Raw genomic sequence first — 18,490 nt, 5'->3', positions numbered from 1 at the left:
GTCTCGTCCGGGGCCGGCGTCGGGGTGGGGTTCACCGGGGCGTTGTGCCAGCGGCGTTCGCCGTCCCAGCCCCACCAGGTGCGGGCGGAGGCGGCGGTGGGGACACCGAGGACCAGGGCGCCGGCGGTCGCGACCGCCAGGATCGCGCGGTGGCGGATCATCGGGTACCCCCTCGGGTGGTCGGGGGTGTGGGGGTGGTCCGTGGGGTCGTGCCGCGCGAGGGCGTGCACGTGCTTCGGGTCGAGATGTCGGGCTCCTCGTGGATGCTCGGGCGCAGGATGCGGGGAGGGACGGACGCACCAGCCGGCCGGATGCCGAGGGTTTCGTTGACACGTCCACGGACATCTTGCATCATTTGTGACCCGTTCGGGGGGCGTCACGGAAATCGACCGACGAACGCCCGGTGTCCGACGCCCGAACGTGCACGATGCAACGAACGGGGAGCCGACCGCTCAGGCCCGGGGGATCGGCTGCAACCGCTGCAGCTGCGTCACGTGCCCCGGCTCGAGCTCGTCGAGCGAGGCCACCCCGAGCAGCCGCATGGTCCGCTCGATCTGCTCGGACAGGATCTGGATCATCCGGTCCACCCCGGCCTCGCCGCCGGCCATCAGCCCGTACAGGTAGGCGCGGCCGACCATCGTGAACTTCGCGCCGAGTGCGACCGCGGCCACGATGTCGGCGCCGGACATGATGCCCGTGTCGAGGTGCACCTCGGTGTCCTTCCCGACCTCCTTGACCACGGAGGGCAGCAGGTGGAAGGGAACCGGGGCGCGGTCCAGCTGCCGGCCACCGTGGTTCGACAGCGTGATGCCGTCGACCCCGAGGTCCGCCAGACGCTTGGCGTCCGCCAGGGACTGCACGCCCTTCACGACGATCTTGCCCTGCCACTGGTCACGGATCCAGGCGAGGTCCTCGTAGGTGACGGTCGGGTCGAACATGTGGTCGAGCAGCTCGCCGACGGTGCCGGACCAGCGGTCGAGCGACGCGAACGCCAGCGGCTCGGTCGTCAGGAAGTCGAACCACCACCACGGCCGCGGGATCGCGTTCACCACGGTCCGGGCACTCAGCTGCGGCGGGATCGAGAACCCGTTCCGCTTGTCCCGCAGCCGCGCACCCGCGACGGGCACGTCAACGGTGACGAGCAGGGTGTCGAACCCGGCCTGCTGGGCGCGGGAGACCAGCGCCATCGACTTCTCGCGGTCCTTCCACATGTACAGCTGGAACCAGTTGCGCCCGTGCGGGTTGGCGTCGCGGACGTCCTCGATCGCGGTGGTGCCCATCGTGGAGAGCGAGAACGGGATGCCGGCACGTCCGGCGGCCCGGGCGCCGGCCCGCTCGCCCTCGGTCTGCATCATCCGCGTGAAACCCGTCGGCGCGATGCCGAACGGGTACGACACCGGTGCCCCGAGCACCTGACGCGAGGTGTCCACCCGCGACACGTCCCGCAGGATCGCCGGGGTGAACTCGATGTCCTCGAACGCCTGCCGGGCGCGGGCCAGTGAGATCTCCGCCTCGGCCGCACCCTCGGTGTAGTCGAACGCGGCCTTCGGGGTGCGGCGGGCGGCGATGTCCCGCAGGTCCCAGATCGTCAAGGCCTGTTCGAGGCGCTGACGCCGACCCGGCAGCGAAGGCTTCTTGAACTGCATGAGCGGGGCGAGGTCCCGCACCGTCGGCAGCTGCCGCTTGACCCGGGTGCGAGCGGCGGACGCGGAGCCGGTCGCGGGCGCCGGTGCCCCGGTCGCGGGGTCGATCCGGTGCTGGTCGTCGGTCGTGGTCATGCGTGGCTCCTGACGGGGGATCGATCGGGATCGGCGCGCGACGGCGCCGACGGGGTGTACCGCACGGGCTCGACGCTCCGTGCGACGATGCTGCGGAGTGCCTCCAGTGAAGCCCCTCCGAGGCCCGCGAGTCCAGCGGCGCGCGCCTGCACCAGCACGTTGCCGAGTGCGGTGGCCTCGACCGGTCCGGCCACGACCGGCAGGCCCGTGCGGTCCGCGGTCAGCTGGCAGAGCAGCCGGTTCTGCGAGCCCCCGCCCACGACGTGCACGACCCGGATGGTCTTGCCGGTCACGTCGGCGATGGTGTGCAGGGTCTCGGCGTACGCCGTCGCGAGCGACTCGAGGATGCTCCGGACGAACTCCGCCCGCGACGCGGGGGCGCTCAGCCCGTGCGCCGCGCACCACGCGGCGATCCGCGCCGGCATGTCGCCGGGTGCCGTGAACGACTCGTCCGCGGGGTCGAAGACGGGGACCGGGGCGGTGACGGCCGCGGCGGAGGCGAGCAGGGCCTCCAGGTCGACGTGGTCGCCACCGCGCTCCCAGGTGCGGACGCTCTCCGACAGCAGCCACAGTCCGGACACGTTCTTCAGGAACCGGACGCGGCCGTCGACACCGCCCTCGTTCGTGCAGTTCGCGCGTCGTGCCGCGTCCGACAGGACGGGCGCGTCGAGCTCGACGCCGACGAGCGACCACGTGCCCGACGAGATGTAGGCGAAGTCCGGCTCCGTCGCGGGCACCGCGACGACGGCGCTCGCCGTGTCGTGCGAGCCGACCAGGGTCACGTCGGCCTGCCCGCCGACGAGCTGGGCGACGGACGGCAGCAGCGGGCCGAGTCGGTCGCCCGGGTCGCGCAGCGTGGGCAGCAGTCCGGCCGGGAGGCCCGCAGCAGCCCGCACCGCGGGGTCCCACCCACGGGTGGTCGCGTTCAGTGCCCCGGTCGTCGAGGCGTTCGTGCGCTCGGTCGCCTCGACCCCCGTCAGCCAGTACCCGAGCAGGTCGGGGACGAGCAGCGCACGCTGCGCGAGCTGCAGCGACGGGTCGGCAGCCCACTGGAACAGGGTGTTGAACGGCAGGTGCTGCAGGCCGTTCCGGGCGTACAGCTCGGTGGCGTCCATCCGGTCGTGCACGGGGACGACACCGCCCTGGTGCCGGTCGTCGCGGTAGTGCGACGGCAGCCCGAGCAGTCGGCCGTCGCGGAGCAGGCCGTAGTCGACCGCCCACGAGTCGATCCCGATGCTGGCGATCGCGGGGTGCTCGGCGAACGCGCGCCGGAGCCCCTCGGTCACCTGCCGGTACAGCTCGACGACGTCCCAGTGCAGGGCGTCGCGGCCGGTGTCGGCGGCGCCCTCGTGCAGGGTGACGGGGCCGTTCGGGAACCGTACGACGTGGTCCATCCGGACTCCGTCGGGGTCGACGTGGCCGACGATCACCCGGCCGCTGGTGGCCCCGAGGTCGACCGCGGCGACGCTGCCGCTGGTGTGCATGCCGTGCTCCTGCTCGGTTCGTTGGTCGTCGCTCGTTGGTCGTCGGTCGTCGCTACCGCAGGAAGGCCGCGGCGACACCGGCGTCGACCGGCACGTGCAGGCCGGTGGTGTGCGAGAAGTCGTCGGTGCAGATGGCGTAGACGGCGTTCGCGACGTTCTCGGGCACGACCTCGCGCTTCAGGATCGTGCGCTGCGCGTAGAACTTGCCGAGGTCCTGCTCCTCGATGCCGTACGTCTTGGCGCGGTTGGCGCCCCAGCCGCTCGCGAAGATGCCGGAGCCGCGCACGACCCCGTCGGGGTTGATGCCGTTGACGCGGACGCCGTACTCACCGAGCTCGGCTGCGAGCAACCGCACCTGGTGGGCCTGGTCGGCTTTCGTGGCGGAGTACGCGATGTTGTTCGGCCCGGCGAACACCGAGTTCTTCGACGAGATGTAGACGATGTCGCCGCCCAGGCCCTGCTCGATGAGGACCTTCGCCGCGGCCTTCGACACCAGGAACGACCCCTTCGCCATCACGTCGTGCTGCAGGTCCCAGTCCTGTTCGGTCGTCTCGAGCAGGCTCTTGGACAGCGACAGACCCGCGTTGTTCACGACGAGGTCGAGGCCGCCGAAGTGCAGCAGGGTCTGCTGGATCGCCTGGTCGATCGCGGCGGCGTCCGTCACGTTCGCGGCGACGCCGATGGCCTGGTCGAGGCCGCCGATCTCGGCGGCGGTCTCCTGCGCCTTCGCCAGGTCGAGGTCGGCGATGACGACGGCCGCACCCTCGGCCGCCAGGCGCTTCGCGATCGCCTTGCCGATGCCCGACGCCGCCCCGGTGACCAGGGCGATGCGCGTCGCGAGCTTCTTGGGCGCGGGCATCCGCTGCAGCTTCGCCTCTTCGAGGGCCCAGTACTCGATCCGGAACTTCTCGGTCTCGTCGATGGGGGCGTAGGTGCTGACCGACTCGGCGCCGCGCATCACGTTGATCGCGTTCACGGTGAACTCACCGGCGACCCGGGCGGTCTGGGCGTCCTTGCCGTACGAGAACATCCCGACACCGGGCACCAGCACGATGAGCGGGTCGGCGCCGCGGATCGCGGGGGAGTCCGGCGTCGCGTGCCGGTCGTAGTACGCCTGGTAGTCCGCGCGGTACTGCTCGTGCAGTTGGTGCAGGCGTGCGGTCTGCTCCTCGACGGAGGCCGTTGCGGGCAGGTCGAGGATGAGCGGCTTGACCTTGGTGCGCAGGAAGTGGTCCGGGCAGCTCGTGCCGAGGGCCGCGAGTGCTTCGGCGCGCTCGCTCGCCAGGAACTCGAGCACGATGTCCGAGTCGGTGAAGTGCCCGACGACCGGCTTGTCGTGCCCGGCGATGCCGCGGATCGTCGGCGCGAGGGCTGCTGCGCGTGCGCGACGTTCGTCGGTCGGGAGTGCTTCGAACCCCGCTCGGACGCCGCCGAAGGGGTCTGCCTCACCGTGCTCCGCGAGGTACTGCTCGGCGGTGTCGATGATCCAGCGGGAGTTCGCTTCGGCCTCGTCGCTCGTGTCCCCCCACGCGGTGATCCCGTGGCCGCCCAGGATCGTGCCGATCGCCTGCGGGTGGTCACGCTTGACGCCTGCGATGTCGAGCCCGAGCTGGAACCCGGGCCGGCGCCACGGCACCCAGACGACCCGGTCGCCGAAGATGCGCTCGGTCAGGGCCGGACCGTCCGCCGCCGTGGCGATCGCGATGCCGGCGTCGGGGTGCAGGTGGTCGACGTGGGCGGCGTCGACGAGGGCGTGCATGGCGGTGTCGATCGACGGCGCGGCACCACCCTTGCCGTGCAGCGTGTAGTCGAACGCGGCGACCATCTCGTCCTCGCGCTCCACCCCGGGGTAGACGTCCTGGAGGGCACGGACGCGGTCGACGCGCAGGACCGCGAGGCCCGCCGGGGTGAGGGTGCCGAGGTCGCCCCCGGAGCCCTTCACCCAGAGCAGCTCGACCGGTTCGCCCGTGACGGGGTCGGTGTCGGTGCCCTTGGCGGAGGTGTTCCCGCCCGCGTAGTTCGTGATCCGCGGATCCGAGCCGAGCGCGTTCGAGCGCGTGATGAGCGCACTGATCGTGGTGTCTGCGTCGGTTCCGTGCGTTGCGGGGTCCACCCGTGCCTCCACTGTGTTCGTCATGTTCCTACGCGCCCCAGCCGGCCTGGACGCCGCCGACGCGGTCCTCGGCGATGGACTGCTGGTAGCCCGAATCCAGGTACGCGCGCATCGGGTTCGCCGGCAGCCCGCGGGACTCGCGCCACTCGGCGAGGTCCTTCCGGACGTCGGTCTGGTACGCGTCCATGAAGACCTCGTTGGCGCCGAGGACGTCGTGTGCCTCTTGCGCCGCGGTCAGTGCGACGCGGTCCAGGAGCAGCGCGCGGGCCGTCATCTCCTGCACGTTGAGCACCGAGCGGATCTGGCCGGGGACCTTGTCCTCGATGTTGTGGCACTGGTCGAGCATGAACGCCACGTCGGGGTTGTCGTAGCCGCCGCCGCGGATGACCTCGACCAGGATCCGGAACAGCTGGAACGGGTCCGCGGCGCCCACGATCAGGTCGTCGTCGGCGTAGAAGCGCGAGTTGAAGTCGAAGGAACCGAGCTTGCCGAGGCGCAGGAGCTGCATCACGATGAACTCGATGTTCGTGCCGGGGGCGTGGTGCCCGGTGTCGAGGCAGACCATCGCCTTCGGCCCGAGTGCCGCCGTCTGCACGTAGCTCGTGCCCCAGTCGGGAACGTCCGTGTGGTAGAACGACGGCTCGAAGAACTTGTACTCGAGCACGAGTCGCTGGTCGGTTCCGAGGCGGTCGTAGATCGTGCTGAGCGACTCGTGCAGACGGTCCTGGCGGGAGCGCATGTCCTCTTGACCGGGGTAGTTCGAGCCCTCGGCGAGCCAGATCTTCAGGTCGCGGCTGCCGGTGGCGTCCATCACGTCGATGCAGCGTAGGTGGTGGTCGATCGCCTTCTGCCGGATCGTCTCGTCGACGTGGGTCAGGGCGCCGAACTTGAAGTCGTCGTCCTGGAACGTGTTCGAGTTGACGGTGCCGAGCGAGACCCCGTGCTCCTCGGCGTGGCGCTTGAGGTCGGCGAAGTCGTCCACCAGGTCCCACGGGATGTGCAGTGCGACGGTGGGCGCCAGGCCGGTGTACTCCTGCACCTGGGCGGCGTCGGCGATCTTCTCGTAGGGGTCGCGCGGGGTGCCCGGCGTGCTGAACACCTTGAAGCGGGTGCCGGAGTTGCCGAAGGCCCAGCTGGGCAGCTCGATCTGCTGTCGTGCCAGCTGGTCGGTGATGCCGGCGAAGCTCGGGGTCGATGTCATCGTGTCACTTCCTCGTGTGCGATTGAATCGTTTCATACAGTACGGCGCGCGGCGGGCTGCCGCAACCGTGTGGTGGGTGGTGCTGCGTCGCGCACCCCGTTGCGGTCATCGCGCCCCGGAGAGTCGGGGCGCGATGCGCGTACGGGGGCGCGATACGGGACGGGCGTGGGACGGGCGTGGGACGGGCGTGGGAGGAGCGTGGGACGAGCGTGGGACGGGCGTGGGACGGGCGTGGGACGAGCCTGGGACGGGCGTGGGACGGGCGGATTGCTCGCGGAGCGAGGGGGCGGCTGCGCTGGCGGGCTGTGCGCCCCGTTGCGGTCTTTGCGCCCCGAAGAGTCGGGGCGCGAAGCCCGCCCGGGGGCGCGATGCCGGGCGAACGCCGCCAGGCGTCCCGCGCACCCACCGTGACCGGCCCACCTTCCGCCCGTCAGACGCCCTACGCGGCGGGGACGGCGGCGGGTGCGCGCAGGTCGTGCGTGCCGCCGCCGAGCCGCTGCTCCGCAGCACCCGGCAGGCGCACCACCGCGGTCACGCCCTCGGGCACGGTCGCCCGGACGCGCAACTCCCCGTCGACGAGCTCCCACCGCACCGCGACGTGCCCGTGCACGGTGTCGAGCGAGGTCTCCGCCCACGTCAGCCCACCGCCCGGCTGCGGCGCGATGAGCACGGACTCGTACCCCGGCGACAGCGGCGACAGACCACCCACCACCCGGTGCATCCAGTCCGCCACGGCACCGAGTGCGTAGTGGTTGAACGAGGTCATCTCACCCGGGTTGATCGTGCCGTCCGGCAGCATCGAGTCCCACCGCTCCCACACCGTCGTCGCGCCCATCGTCACCGGGTACAGCCACGACGGGCACTCCGTCTGCAGCAGCAGCCGGTAGGCGTCCTCCAGGTGCCCCGTCTGCGTCAGCGCGTCGGTGATGAAGGGCGTCCCCGCGAAGCCCGTCGAGATCCGGTACCCGGACGCCTCGACCAGCTCGGCGAGACGCTCGCCGGCCACGGCCTGCTCCTGCTCGGACAGGATCCCGAACACGATCGCCAGTGTGTACACCGTGGTCGCGTCCGACAGGATCCGCCCGTCGTCCTGCAGGTAGTGGGTGCGGAACCCGGCCTGGAGGCGCGTGGCGAGTTCCCGGAACTCCGCTGCTTCCGCCTCGTGACCGCCCAACAACTCCGCCGCGTCCGCCACGATCGTCGCGGACCGGTAGGCGCAGATCGTCGCGACGACGCCCTTGTCGGCCTTCGCGTCGGCCGGGGCCTCGGGCGGGGCGTCCGGGTCGAGCCAGTCGCCGAACTGGAACACGGTGTCCCACAGGTCCTCCGGGGACAGGTGGTCACGGACCCGGCGCAGGTGTGCGGCCATCGAGTCGAACTGCTCCTCGAGCACCGCGGTGTCGCCGTACGCCTGGTACAGCGTCCACGGCACCCAGACGCCGGCGTCCGACCAGACGGCGGTCGCGTCGGGCGTGCCGAAGTCCTCGGCGGGGGAGTACTTCAGCACGTCCGGCACCACGAAGGGGATGACCCCGTCGGCGTGCTGCTGCTCGAGCCAGACGTCGCGCAGCCAGTCGGCCAGGAACGTCCGGGTGTCGAACAGGTACGAGGCCGTCGGGGCGAACGCGGCGATGTCGCCCGTCCAGCCGAGTCGCTCGTCGCGCTGCGGGCAGTCCGTCGGCACGCTCAGGAAGTTGCCCTGCATGCCCCGGACGACGTTGTCGTGGAAGGTGTTCAGCAGCTCGTGGCTCGACGCGAACGTGCCGGTGCGGGTGAGGTCCGACCCGACCTGCACGGCGGTGACCGCGGCGCGGAGTTCGTCGTGGGTGCCCGGCCAGCCGTCGACCTGCGCGTACCGGAACCCGTGGAACGTGAACCGGGGCTCGAACGTCTCGGGCTCGTCGTCACCGCGCAGGGTGAAGTGGTCCGTCGCCTTCGCGGTGCGCAGTGGGCGGGTGCCGAGCTCGTCGTGCTCGAGCACCTCGGCGTGCTGCAGGGTGAGCACGGTGCCGGCCGGGCCGGTCGCGGTGACGCGGAGCCACCCGACCAGGTTCACGCCGAAGTCGAGCAGGGTCGCTCCCGACGGGCTCGTCCAGATCGCCACCGGGGCGATCTCGGCCAGCGGGCGCACCGGCGGCACCGTGTCGGCGACGAGTTCGCGCTCGCCGATGTCGACCGTGTGCACCGTGCTCGTCCGTCCCTGGTGCCCCTCGACGCTGGGCACGGTGACCTCGCCGGGCGTCAGGAACGAGCCGTCGCGGAGTCGGGCGTCGATGTCCTGCCCGTCGTAGAGCTGGTCGGCGGTGATCGCGCTCGACAGGGCCTGCCAGTCGGTGTCGGTCGTGACGTGCTGCTCGTGCCCGTCGGCGAAGGTGATCCGGAGTTCGGCGAATCCGGCGCGCTCGTCGGTGTACCAGCCACCGCCGCCGCCCCAGGCCAGGCGTCCGGCTGCCCAGCCGTTGCCGACGACGAGCGCGAGGACCGCCAGCTGCCCGGGGATCGTGTCGGTCAGGTGCTCGGTGACGTCGTGCGAGACGACGCGGATGCGCCACTCGTAGCTCGTCCACCCCGGTTCGAGCAGGTGGTCGGAGACACGCTTCCCGCCGAGCCAGGCCTCGACGACGCCGAGGGCGCTGACGTCGAGGGTGGCGGCGGTGACGGCGCCGTGGCCGTCGTCGAGGGGGAACTCCCGACGCAGGATCGGGGCGCTGCCGAGGTCGGTGTCGGCCGCGATGAACGGTGCGGTCCAGGTGGTCATGTGGTGGTCCTTTCACGCGACCGGTCGTCGTCGACCGGTGCGGGGGTCGTGGGCCCGGCCGTCCGCCCGGGTGGGCGGTGTGGCGGAGGCGGGTCGCGCCTCCAGGCCGGGGTGGGAGGTCAGCCCTTGACGGCGCCGCTGGTCATGCCGGCGACGATCTGACGGTTGAAGAAGACGTAGAGGATCAGCGGCGGGATCGTGATGAGCAGCACGTCGGTGAACAGCAGGTTCAGCTGGCTGACCGACTGGCTCTGGAACGCGTAGAGCGTCTGCTGCACCGTCGCGTTCTCGGACCCCGGCAGGAAGTACAGCGGGTTGGTGAAGTCGTTGAAGACCGTCACCGACTGCACGAGCACGACCGTGATGATCACCGGCTTGAGCAGCGGCAGCACCACCCCGAAGAACAGGCGGATCGGGCCGGCGCCGTCGAGCACGGCGGCCTCGTCGAGTTCCTTCGGGATCGTCGCGACGAACGCCCGGAACAGCAGGATGCAGAACGACAGGCCGAAGGTCGCCTCGATGAGGATCATCCCGCCCATGGTCTTGAACAGGTTGAGCCCCTGCAGCACCCAGATGGTCGGCACGATCGCCGGCGGCACGATGAGCCCCGCCAGCACGAAGAAGTTGATCAGGCCGTTCCACTTGCTCGGTCGCCGCTGCAGGACGTACCCGACCATCGCGGAGAACACGACCATGACGGTGACGCTGCCGACGGTGAGCAGGGCGCTGTTCCAGAACGCGCGGAGGATCCCGCCGTCGCCGCTCTGGAAGACCGCCCGCAGGTTCTGCCACAGCTGCCAGTCGGTCGGCAGGCTGAAGCCGAGCTGGTTCGCCTCGGCGGGGTTCTTCGCGGCCTGGAGCAGGACGAACACGAACGGCACCAGGAAGACGACGAAGCTGACGACGATGGCGATCGAGCCGATGATCCACCGGCGGGCACGGCCGGGGTGGCGGGACCGCGTCGGGGTGCTGACGCGGGGGCTGGTGAGCGTGGTCACAGCTCTGCCTCCTTGCGGTTGAGGAGCCACGAGATCGGCACCATGATCGCGGTGACGACGATGAACAGGACCACGTTGCCGGCGGTGGACAGGCCGTAGAACCCGGCCTGGTACTGCTTGTAGATCACGCTCGCGATCACGTCGCTCGTGAACCCCGGCCCGCCGCCGGTCATCGCCCAGATCAGGTCGAACGACCGCAGGCCGCCGATGAGCGACAGGATGATGACCGTGCCCATCGCGGGGCGGGACAGCGGCAACGTGATGTTCCGGAAGATCGACCACGCGCTCGCGCCGTCGACCCGTGCCGCCTCGAAGTACTCCTGCGGGATCGCCACGATGCCGGCGATGAAGATGAGCGTCGCGATGCCGACGCCCTTCCAGACGTCCACCGCTGCGACGCTCCACAGCGCGAGCGCCGGGTCGGTCAGCCACCCGGGGGTGGGCAGGCCGACCGAACCCAGCACGCCGTTGATGATCCCGTGGAACGGGTCCATCAGCGCCTTGAACGTGATGCCGATGCCGATGGTCGACACGAGCACCGGGAAGAACACGACCGCCCGCAGGTAGCCGCGCCCCAGCACGGGCGACGTGAGGAGCAGGGCGAGGGCGAGTCCGAGGACCACCTTCGCCGCGCTCGTCACGAAGCCGTACTGGAAGGTGTGCACGAACCCGGAGACGAGCTGCGGGTCCTGGAAGAACCGGACGAAGTTGTCGAAGCCGATGAAGGTCTGGTCGAACAGCGTCCAGCGGGTGAGTGAGAAGTAGAACCCGGCGAAGGTCGGGACCGCGAAGAACACGACGTACAGCGCGATCGCGGGGATGAAGAACCACGCGGGGTAGAACGAGCGCATCCGCTTGCGCGCTGGTCCGGGGCGGCCGGCCTTGCGTGTCTGCGGCGGGGCAACCGCCGTCGTGAGGGTCGCGGTCACGCCGATCACCAGCCCTTGATGCCGAGCTGCTGTGCCTGCTGGACGACGTCGTCGTCGTACTGGTCGGCGCCCTTGCTCGCGGTGGTGATGCCCGAGCCGACCTGCACGCAGATCTTCTCGAGGTTCGGGCCCTTGATCGGGGACAGGAACTCGAGCGCGGGGCTGGCCTTGCCGTCGTCCAGGTACTGCTGCAGGTCGTCGATCATCGGGGGCACGTCGTCCGGCAGCGAGCAGGTCGAGATGACGTACGGGCCGGCGGGGGTGCCGGTGTCGTTCTGCACCTGGCAGCCCTCGGTGGAGTTCGCGAAGGCGACGAACTTCTTCGCGGCCGCCAGCTTGTCACCGGTGGTCGTCTTCGGGATGTACAGGCCGTTCGGCTCCCAGATCGTCAGGTTCGTGTCCGCGGCGTCCTCGGCAGGCAGGGCGAACGCGCCGATGTCGTCGACGGCGTCGGGGGAGTCCTGCTGGATCGCCGAGATCGCGTTCGTGAGCATCGGGTACTGCGCGCCGGTGCCGTCGGCCAGCATCTTCAGGCCGTTCGCCTGCGTGGCCGAGGCGTAGTCCTCGTTGTAGAGGTCCTTGTCCTTGCCCTCGGCGAGGTGCTCGAACCCGGCGAGAGCGGGTTCGTCGGCGTAGGACTCCTTGTTGGCGGTGTAGTCGTCCGCCCACTTGTCGTCCTGCGCGGTGATGTTCGCGAAGTCGCCGAGGACGAAGAGCTGGCTGGTCCAGGTGTCGCCGTAGGTCTGGATGATCGGGGCGACGTCGCCGGCGTCCTTGATCTTCTCGCTGTTGCTGATGAACTCGTCCCAGGTGGTCGGGACCTTCAAGCCGAGGTCGTCGTAGACCTTCGTGTTGTAGAGCACCGCACCGCCGAAGCTCGTGCCGAACGGGGCGCCGTACATGCCCTTGTCGGTGCTGACGACCTTGGTGAACTGCGGGTCGACGTCGCTCGCCCACTTCTCGTCGGACAGGTCCACCAGGGTGTTGTCCGGGTTGAGTGCCTGCATGAGCGAGCCGGAGTTGTAGTTGAAGACGTCGGCGGCCTCGCCGGTCGACAGGCGGGTCTTGATCAGGTTGTCGCCGTCGGTGCCCTGGGGCCGGGTGTCGAACTTGACGGTGATGTCGGGGTTGGCCTTCTCGAAGGCTTCGATGAGCGGCTTCGCGGTGGCCGCGGTGGCCGGGGCGTTGTCGGCCTGGTAGGTGATCTCGACCTTGCCGCCGCCTTCGTCGGCGGAGCCGCCGGACGAGCACGCTGCGAGCCCGCCGATCAGGACCGTCGCGCCGCCGATGGCGATCGCGCGCTTGGTCACGGAACGAACTGACATTCCTTACCTCCTCGTAAGGCCCGGGGCTGGGGTACCCCGGGTGAAACGGACCCGGATCCCGCGCCGTCGCGGGGTCCGGTTACTGCGTTTTAGAACGTTTCAATCAGGATGGAACCACGAGGATTGAAGCGTGTCAATCGCTGTGCCGATTTCGTTACCCGATCCCGCAGGCTCGCTCGCTCGTTCGTCGTTCGGTGCGAGGTTCAACACTCGGTGACGGGCGCGCGGGCTCGCACGGAGTGCGGAATCTCGCACCGAGCCGACGCGCGGTGCTGCACCGTGCGGTGGTCGCGCCGCCCGCCGGCCGGGAGGCCCGTACCGGCCCCGCCCCGCGCCTCCCGTCCGGCGCCCGGTCGCGTTCGCGGGCCCGGGTCGCCTCGTGCGCGCCGGCCCGGCCCGCAGTCCGCTGCCTGCTGCCTGCTGCCCGCTGCCCGCTGCCGCGGCCCGCCGCCCACTGTCCGCGAAAGCGACAGTGTGCCGCCGAACGTTCGCGCCGATCTGTCGCTCTGGCGGACCGGACGCAGCGACGACCCGCGGATGTGTCGCTTTCGCGGGTTGGTCCGCCGCCGGTCAGGCCTCGGTGCGCCTCGGGTCGCTCGGCGTGGTGCCCGCGACGGCTGCGGCGGCGGCTGCTGCGGCCGCGCCCTCGCGACCGAGCGTGCTCTCTCGCGGCACCAGCTCACTGCCGAGCACGACGGTCCGGTGTACGTGCATCGGGTCGGTGAGCTCCTCGAGCAGCAGTTCCACCGCCGCCGCACCCATCTCCGAGCCGTGCATCGTCACCGAGGTCAGCGGCACCGCACCACCCCACGCCACGGAGTTGTGGTCGCAGCCCGACACGGGGATGTCCTCGGGGACGCGGATCCCGGCGGCCCGGAGTTCGGAGACGACGGCCATCGCGAGCAGGTCGGTCACACCCAGTACCCCGTCGGGGCGTTCGTCCTCGGGCATCCGGGCGATGCGGAGCCCGGCGTCGGTGCCTCCGGGCGGGTCGATGTCCCCGGCGTCGACGTCGACGAGTACGACCCCGGGGTGCGCCGCGACGGCCCGCAGCACGCCGGCCCGTCGGCGGTCGACGGGCTGCAGGTCCGGACGGGCGCTCACGAACCCGATGCGTCGGCAGCCGCGGTCGATCAGGTGCTCGGTCGCCAGGAACCCGGCCTGCTCGTTGTCCACGACCACCGCGCACGCGTCGAGCTCGGTCGGTTCGTAGTTGACGTACACGACGGGTCGGCCGTGACGCCGCGCGACCTCGACCTGGTCGCGGGACTCCGTCATCGAGGCGAGCAGGATCCCCGACACCCGGGCGCTCTCGAGGTAGGCGAGGTGTTCGCCCTGCGCCTGCAGGTCGTCCTCGCTGCTGGCGATCAGCAGGGTGAAGCCGCGTTCCCGGGCGGCCAGCTGCGCGCCGTTGACCATGTCGCTGAACAGGGAGTTCCGCAGCGACATCACGACCAGACCGATCGCGCGCGTGCTGCCGGACACCAAGGCCCGGGCGTTGCGGTTCGGCGTGTACCCGAGTGCGCCGATCGCGTCCCGCACGCGTGCGGCGGTCGCGTCGGCGACCCGCTCGGGGTGGTTCAGGACGTTCGAGACCGTGGCGAGCGAGACGCCGGCCCGGGCTGCGACGTGGTGCACGCTCGGCGGACCGTCGCGCCGGGGGACATGCACCATGCTCCGATCGTAGGCGGCGGGGGAGCCGTGTCCGGACCGGGCCCTAGGCGTCGGCGACGGAGGACTGCCGCACCACGAGCTCCGGTGTGAACTCCACGTGCTCGAGGTCGATGTCCTGCCCCTGCTCGACCTGCTTCGTCAGGAGTTCGATCGCGCGGCGGCCGAGGTCCTGCGCCGGCTGCCGTACCGACGTCAGCGGGACCACGGCGGACTCGGCGAACGCGATGTCGTCGTAGCCGACGATGGCGATCTGCTCGGGCACCGCGATGGTGCCGCGCATGATGAAGGCCTGTTCGAGCCCGACTGCGAGCAGGTCGTTGGCGGCGAAGACGGCATCCGGGCGTTCGGCGGCCGGGCGGGCCTGGATCGCTTCGCCGATGCGGCGCCCTTCGAGCACGGACAGCGAGGTGGTCGGCAGGGCTTCGAGCCGGATGCCCGCGGCCTGGGCGGCGGCGAGTGCCCCGGCGTGCCGGTCGGCGACCTGGCGGATGCCGAACGGCCCGCCGACGAAGGCGATGTGGGTGCGGCCGATCGCCGCGAGGTGCTCGACCGCGATGCGGCCGCCGGCGACGTCGTCGACGGAGACCGAGGCGAAGTGCTCGTCGTCGGCGCGGCGGTCCACCAGCACCACGGCGGTGCCCTGATCACGCAGCCGCGCGAGGCGGGACAGGTCGTCGCCGGCTGGGGAGATCAGGAGTCCGGCGACACGGCGTTCCTCGAACAGGTCGACGTAGGTGCGTTCACGGTCGGTCGACTCGTCGGAGTTGCCGATCAGCACCGCGAGGCCGTTGTCCATCGCGGCGTCCTCGGCACCCCGGGCGACGTCGGTGAAGAACGGGTTGCCGCCGTCGAGCACGATGAGGCCGACGGTGGAGCTGCGCCCGGCCCGGAGCTGGCGCGCCGAGTCGTTGCGGACGAACCCGAGCGTCGCGATCGCCGACTGCACGCGTTCCACCGTGCCGGGAGCGACCTTGTCGGGGCGGTTCAGCACGTTCGACACCGTGCCGAGTGACACGCCCGCGAGCGCTGCCACCTCTCGCACACTGACCGCCATGTGGCCATCCTGGCATCGGCGCGGTCCGCGCGGTCGGCCCGCGCCGTGATCTGTGGAAAACGCGGACGGGAGGCACGGGGCGAGCCGGTACCGGGCCTCCCGTCCGTGGGGTGGTCGCGTCGACTGCCCGCGCACGGTGCGAGGCGCAGCCCGGCGAACCCGCTCTTGCCAGCGCGCACACCGGAGCGCTATCGTCCTCGTCGTCCCGTTGAAACGATTCACCGACGAACACGCGAACGGAGGACCAATGGCGGTCCGCATCGGAGCCCGGAACACCACGGGCTGGAAGGCCACCGTCTCGGTGGCCATGTCGAACTACATCGAGTCGGGGTCGATCATCGCGATCGCCACGAGCTTGAGCCTGTGGCAGGCGGAGTTCCGGATCGGCGACCTCGAGGTCGGCCTGCTCGCGAGCCTGTCCGCAAACGCCTTCGGTGCCGCCCTCGGCGCGATCGTCGGCGGACCGCTGTGCGACCGGTACGGCCGGAAGTTCATCTACACGTACGACCTGCTCCTCTACATGCTCGGCATCCTGCTCGCGGTGTTCGCCGGCAGCTACGGCATGCTCCTGGTCGGCTTCATCCTGACCGGCATCGCCGTCGGTGCGGGTGTGCCGGCGAGCTGGACCTACATCGCCGAGCAAGCCCCTGCGGACAAGCGCGCGGCCCACGTCGGCACGGCACAGCTCGCGTGGTCGATCGGGCCGATGGTCGGGTTCGCCCTGGCGATCGCCGCGGCCCCGCTCGGCCTGCTCGGCAGCCGCCTCATCTTCGCCCACCTGTTCGTCGTCGCCGCGATCGTGTGGTGGCTCCGCCGCGGGCTGCCCGAGTCGGCGATCTGGAAGGACGAGCGCGCGGCCACCGGCACGGCGAACTTCTTCCACGGGATCACGCAGCTGTTCAGCCGCCGGAAGAACCTGACCGCGATGCTGTTCCTGTTCGGCGTCTACGCGCTCTGGAACACCGTCGCCGGGCAGGCCGGCATCTTCCAGCCCCGGGTGTACGCGGCGACCGGGGTCACGAGCGTCACCGAGCAGTACGGACTGCAGATCCTGGTCTGGGGCTGCACCGTGGCCGCGACGTACTTCGGCTTCATGCGGTACGCCGACCGGGTCAGCCGCCGCGCGCTCTACGCCGCCGGTGCCGTGCTGGCGATCATCGCGTGGGCCGTGCTCATCTACGCGCCCGCCAACCTCGGCACCCTGCTGTTCTTCGCCGTGGCGTGGGGCATCTCGTCGGGCATCGGCGCGCAGGCGTTCTACGGCCTGTGGACGAGCGAGCTCTTCGCCACCCGGTACCGCGCCAGCGCCCAGGGCGTGCTGTTCCTGGCCGCCCGCGTGATGGTCGGACTGTTGAGCATCTGGTTCCCGCTGCTGCTGTCGGACATCGGGCTGCGGGCGCTCGGCGGCCTGATCCTCGGGCTCCTCGCGCTGTCGTTCCTGGTCGGCACGATCTGGGCACCGAGGACGCAGGGCAAGACCCTCGAGGCGATCGAGGCCGAGCGCTACGGCACCGTCACCACGGTCACCGGGACGGTCCGCACCGCCGACGAGCGCAGCGTCCACGACGCCGAGCAGCGGCGCCGCGAACAGGCCGGACGGTGACCCGCGTCTGCTTCCGGCTGCAGGTGCAGGTCGAGCTGCTCGACGCCTACCGTGAGCAGCACGCCGCCGTGTGGCCGGCGATGCTCCGGGCGATCGCGGCGGCGGGGCGGCGGAACTACTCGCTGTTCCTCGACGACGACGGACTGCTCATCGGGTACTACGAGACGGACTCGGTGGCCGATGCGGACGCCGCGCTCGCCGCGTCCGAGGTGGCCACGGCGTGGGAGGCGCACATGCAGGACCTCTTCGCCGGGGCCACCGGGCGCGCCGACCAGACGGCGCGGGTGCTGCCCGAGGTGTTCAACCTGGAGGACCAGCTTGCGGCCGCGCCGGACTGACGGGGCCGTGGACTTCGTGAGCAGGAATGGTCGGGTCCGCTGGCGCGACCCGACCATTCCTGCTCACCGAGCGCCCGCAGCACCGGAGTGACGGGGGCCGTGGCTACCGTGGACGCATGCAGCCGCCAGCAGCCGGGACCCTCCGCATCCTCCACCTCTCCGACACCCACCTGACCGGCGACGGCGCCCTGCACCAGGGCGCGGTCGACACCACGGCCGCCCTCGAACGGCTGCTCGCCCACGTCGACGCGGTGCCCGGCATCGGGCTGGTGGTGGTCTCGGGCGACGTCTCCGAGGACGGCAGCCCGGAGTCCTACGCGATCGTGCGGGACCGCGTCGGCGGCTGGGCGGAACGGCACGGTGCGGCCGTCGTCGTGGTCCCCGGCAACCACGACCTGCGCGAGGGCTTCCGGCAGGTCCTGGCGAACGGGCACGTCCTGGGCGAGGGCGGAACGGCGCTGATGCACACGCTGGAGTACCTGCCGCCGACGGTGCCGGTCTCCGGGCAGTCGGTCGTCGCGGGTCGACGGATCGTGACCGTCGACACGAGCGTCCCGGGTGCCGGGTACGGCGAGCTCAGCGACACGGCGCTCGAGCACCTGCGCACGGCCCTCGCCGAAGACGCCCACAGCGGCCCGGACGACGCCCCGCACGGCACCGTCGTCGTCCTGCACCACCCGCCGCTGCCCGCTCCGACCGAGCTGCACGAGGCCCTCCGCCTGCAGAACCCCGAGGCGCTCGCCGACGTCATCCGTGGTTCCGACGTGCGGGTCGTCCTCGCCGGCCACTACCACCACCACTTCGCCGGGTCACTCGCCGGCGTCCCGGTCCTCGTCGCCCCCGGTGTCGCGAACGACACCGACGTCGTCGGCCCGTACGACGAGGAATCGGCCGTCGTCGACAGCGGCGCACTCGTCGTCGACGTCGCCGCGGACGGCTCGGTCTGGTCGACACCGGTCCGCGTGCCCCGGGGCGACGCCGACCCGCGGGCGTTCCGCCTCGACCCCGAGACGGTCCGCGCCGTCATCGCGGCCGCCGGCAAGCACTGAGCACGCTTGCGCGGTCCCCACGCGCGGTGGACGCGCGTTGGACGTGCGTGACGACGGACGGGAGGCCCGTGGCGGCGCCGCCACGGGCCTCCAGTCCGTCGTCTGGGCACGTCCACAGCCGCGGTACCCCACGTCTTCGGGTTGCGTGCGGGAACACCGAGTAGCACGGACGCACACCTGGAGCGA

13 protein-coding genes are annotated in these 18,490 nt (G+C 71.1%); 3 read left to right on the top strand and 10 right to left on the bottom strand.

Annotated elements, in window-relative coordinates:
• Nucleotides 1-452: 452 nt before the first annotated feature.
• The 10 genes from DEI98_RS16980 to DEI98_RS16935 form a co-directional block, all read right to left on the bottom strand.
• The gene (locus DEI98_RS16980) at nucleotides 453-1,778 is read right to left on the bottom strand and encodes an alpha-hydroxy acid oxidase (protein ID WP_181438078.1); all 1,326 of its coding nucleotides are present in this window, start codon (nucleotides 1,776-1,778) and stop codon (nucleotides 453-455) included.
• Nucleotides 1,775-3,262: a rhamnulokinase family protein gene (locus tag DEI98_RS16975; protein WP_111101406.1), complete on the bottom strand. Its 1,488-nt coding sequence runs from the start codon at nucleotides 3,260-3,262 to the stop codon at nucleotides 1,775-1,777. The genes DEI98_RS16980 and DEI98_RS16975 overlap by 4 nt, the downstream gene beginning before the upstream one ends.
• Before the next feature lie 52 nt (nucleotides 3,263-3,314).
• Nucleotides 3,315-5,399, bottom strand: coding sequence for a bifunctional aldolase/short-chain dehydrogenase (locus tag DEI98_RS16970; RefSeq protein WP_111101405.1), 2,085 nt, complete (start codon nucleotides 5,397-5,399; stop codon nucleotides 3,315-3,317).
• 4 nt (nucleotides 5,400-5,403) lie between these two features.
• Nucleotides 5,404-6,576: an L-rhamnose isomerase gene (gene rhaI / locus DEI98_RS16965; RefSeq protein WP_111101404.1), complete on the bottom strand. Its 1,173-nt coding sequence runs from the start codon at nucleotides 6,574-6,576 to the stop codon at nucleotides 5,404-5,406.
• A 439-nt stretch (nucleotides 6,577-7,015) separates the two neighbouring features.
• The gene (locus tag DEI98_RS16960) at nucleotides 7,016-9,334 is read right to left on the bottom strand and encodes a family 78 glycoside hydrolase catalytic domain (protein WP_111101403.1); all 2,319 of its coding nucleotides are present in this window, start codon (nucleotides 9,332-9,334) and stop codon (nucleotides 7,016-7,018) included.
• 119 nt (nucleotides 9,335-9,453) lie between these two features.
• On the bottom strand, nucleotides 9,454-10,332 hold the full coding sequence (locus DEI98_RS16955; protein ID WP_111101402.1) for a carbohydrate ABC transporter permease: 879 nt from the start codon (nucleotides 10,330-10,332) through the stop codon (nucleotides 9,454-9,456).
• Nucleotides 10,329-11,261, bottom strand: coding sequence for a carbohydrate ABC transporter permease (locus tag DEI98_RS16950; protein ID WP_258370921.1), 933 nt, complete (start codon nucleotides 11,259-11,261; stop codon nucleotides 10,329-10,331). Before DEI98_RS16950 ends, DEI98_RS16955 begins: the two co-directional genes overlap by 4 nt.
• Nucleotides 11,262-11,266: 5 nt before the next feature.
• Nucleotides 11,267-12,586, bottom strand: coding sequence for an ABC transporter substrate-binding protein (locus DEI98_RS16945; protein WP_111029963.1), 1,320 nt, complete (start codon nucleotides 12,584-12,586; stop codon nucleotides 11,267-11,269).
• A 570-nt stretch (nucleotides 12,587-13,156) separates the two neighbouring features.
• Nucleotides 13,157-14,260, bottom strand: coding sequence for a LacI family DNA-binding transcriptional regulator (locus DEI98_RS16940; RefSeq protein WP_111101401.1), 1,104 nt, complete (start codon nucleotides 14,258-14,260; stop codon nucleotides 13,157-13,159).
• 43 nt (nucleotides 14,261-14,303) lie between these two features.
• Complete coding sequence (locus DEI98_RS16935; RefSeq protein ID WP_111029965.1) at nucleotides 14,304-15,314, bottom strand: LacI family DNA-binding transcriptional regulator; 1,011 nt, start codon at nucleotides 15,312-15,314, stop codon at nucleotides 14,304-14,306.
• Between the two features lie 247 nt (nucleotides 15,315-15,561).
• Between DEI98_RS16935 and DEI98_RS16930 the strand changes: the two genes are divergently transcribed.
• The 3 genes from DEI98_RS16930 to DEI98_RS16920 all read left to right on the top strand — a co-directional run bounded on the left by DEI98_RS16930 (nucleotide 15,562) and on the right by DEI98_RS16920 (nucleotide 18,304).
• A complete protein-coding gene (locus DEI98_RS16930) occupies nucleotides 15,562-16,917 on the top strand; it encodes an MFS transporter (RefSeq protein WP_220034902.1) in 1,356 nt (451 codons plus the stop codon).
• Nucleotides 16,914-17,255 (top strand): L-rhamnose mutarotase, encoded by a 342-nt coding sequence (locus DEI98_RS16925; RefSeq protein WP_110865254.1) that lies wholly within the window; start codon nucleotides 16,914-16,916, stop codon nucleotides 17,253-17,255. The genes DEI98_RS16930 and DEI98_RS16925 overlap by 4 nt, the downstream gene beginning before the upstream one ends.
• A gap of 116 nt (nucleotides 17,256-17,371) precedes the next feature.
• Nucleotides 17,372-18,304 carry a metallophosphoesterase gene (locus DEI98_RS16920; protein ID WP_111101410.1) on the top strand — a complete coding sequence of 311 codons (933 nt, stop codon included), beginning with the start codon at nucleotides 17,372-17,374 and terminating at the stop codon, nucleotides 18,302-18,304.
• Nucleotides 18,305-18,490 lie beyond the last annotated feature (186 nt).

Source organism: Curtobacterium sp. MCLR17_034, from assembly GCF_003234485.1.
Classification (GTDB): domain Bacteria; phylum Actinomycetota; class Actinomycetes; order Actinomycetales; family Microbacteriaceae; genus Curtobacterium; species Curtobacterium flaccumfaciens.
This window is presented reverse-complemented; position numbering and strand designations above follow the sequence as displayed.

Coding starts and splice junctions, on each gene's coding strand:
- DEI98_RS16980 (WP_181438078.1), bottom strand. CDS start 1,778: ATGACCACGACCGACGACCAGCACCGGATCGACCCCGCGACCGGGGCA.
- DEI98_RS16975 (WP_111101406.1), bottom strand. CDS start 3,262: ATGCACACCAGCGGCAGCGTCGCCGCGGTCGACCTCGGGGCCACCAGC.
- DEI98_RS16970 (WP_111101405.1), bottom strand. CDS start 5,399: ATGACGAACACAGTGGAGGCACGGGTGGACCCCGCAACGCACGGAACC.
- rhaI (WP_111101404.1), bottom strand. CDS start 6,576: ATGACATCGACCCCGAGCTTCGCCGGCATCACCGACCAGCTGGCACGA.
- DEI98_RS16960 (WP_111101403.1), bottom strand. CDS start 9,334: ATGACCACCTGGACCGCACCGTTCATCGCGGCCGACACCGACCTCGGC.
- DEI98_RS16945 (WP_111029963.1), bottom strand. CDS start 12,586: ATGTCAGTTCGTTCCGTGACCAAGCGCGCGATCGCCATCGGCGGCGCG.
- DEI98_RS16940 (WP_111101401.1), bottom strand. CDS start 14,260: ATGGTGCATGTCCCCCGGCGCGACGGTCCGCCGAGCGTGCACCACGTC.
- DEI98_RS16935 (WP_111029965.1), bottom strand. CDS start 15,314: ATGGCGGTCAGTGTGCGAGAGGTGGCAGCGCTCGCGGGCGTGTCACTC.
- DEI98_RS16930 (WP_220034902.1), top strand. CDS start 15,562: ATGGCGGTCCGCATCGGAGCCCGGAACACCACGGGCTGGAAGGCCACC.
- DEI98_RS16920 (WP_111101410.1), top strand. CDS start 17,372: ATGCAGCCGCCAGCAGCCGGGACCCTCCGCATCCTCCACCTCTCCGAC.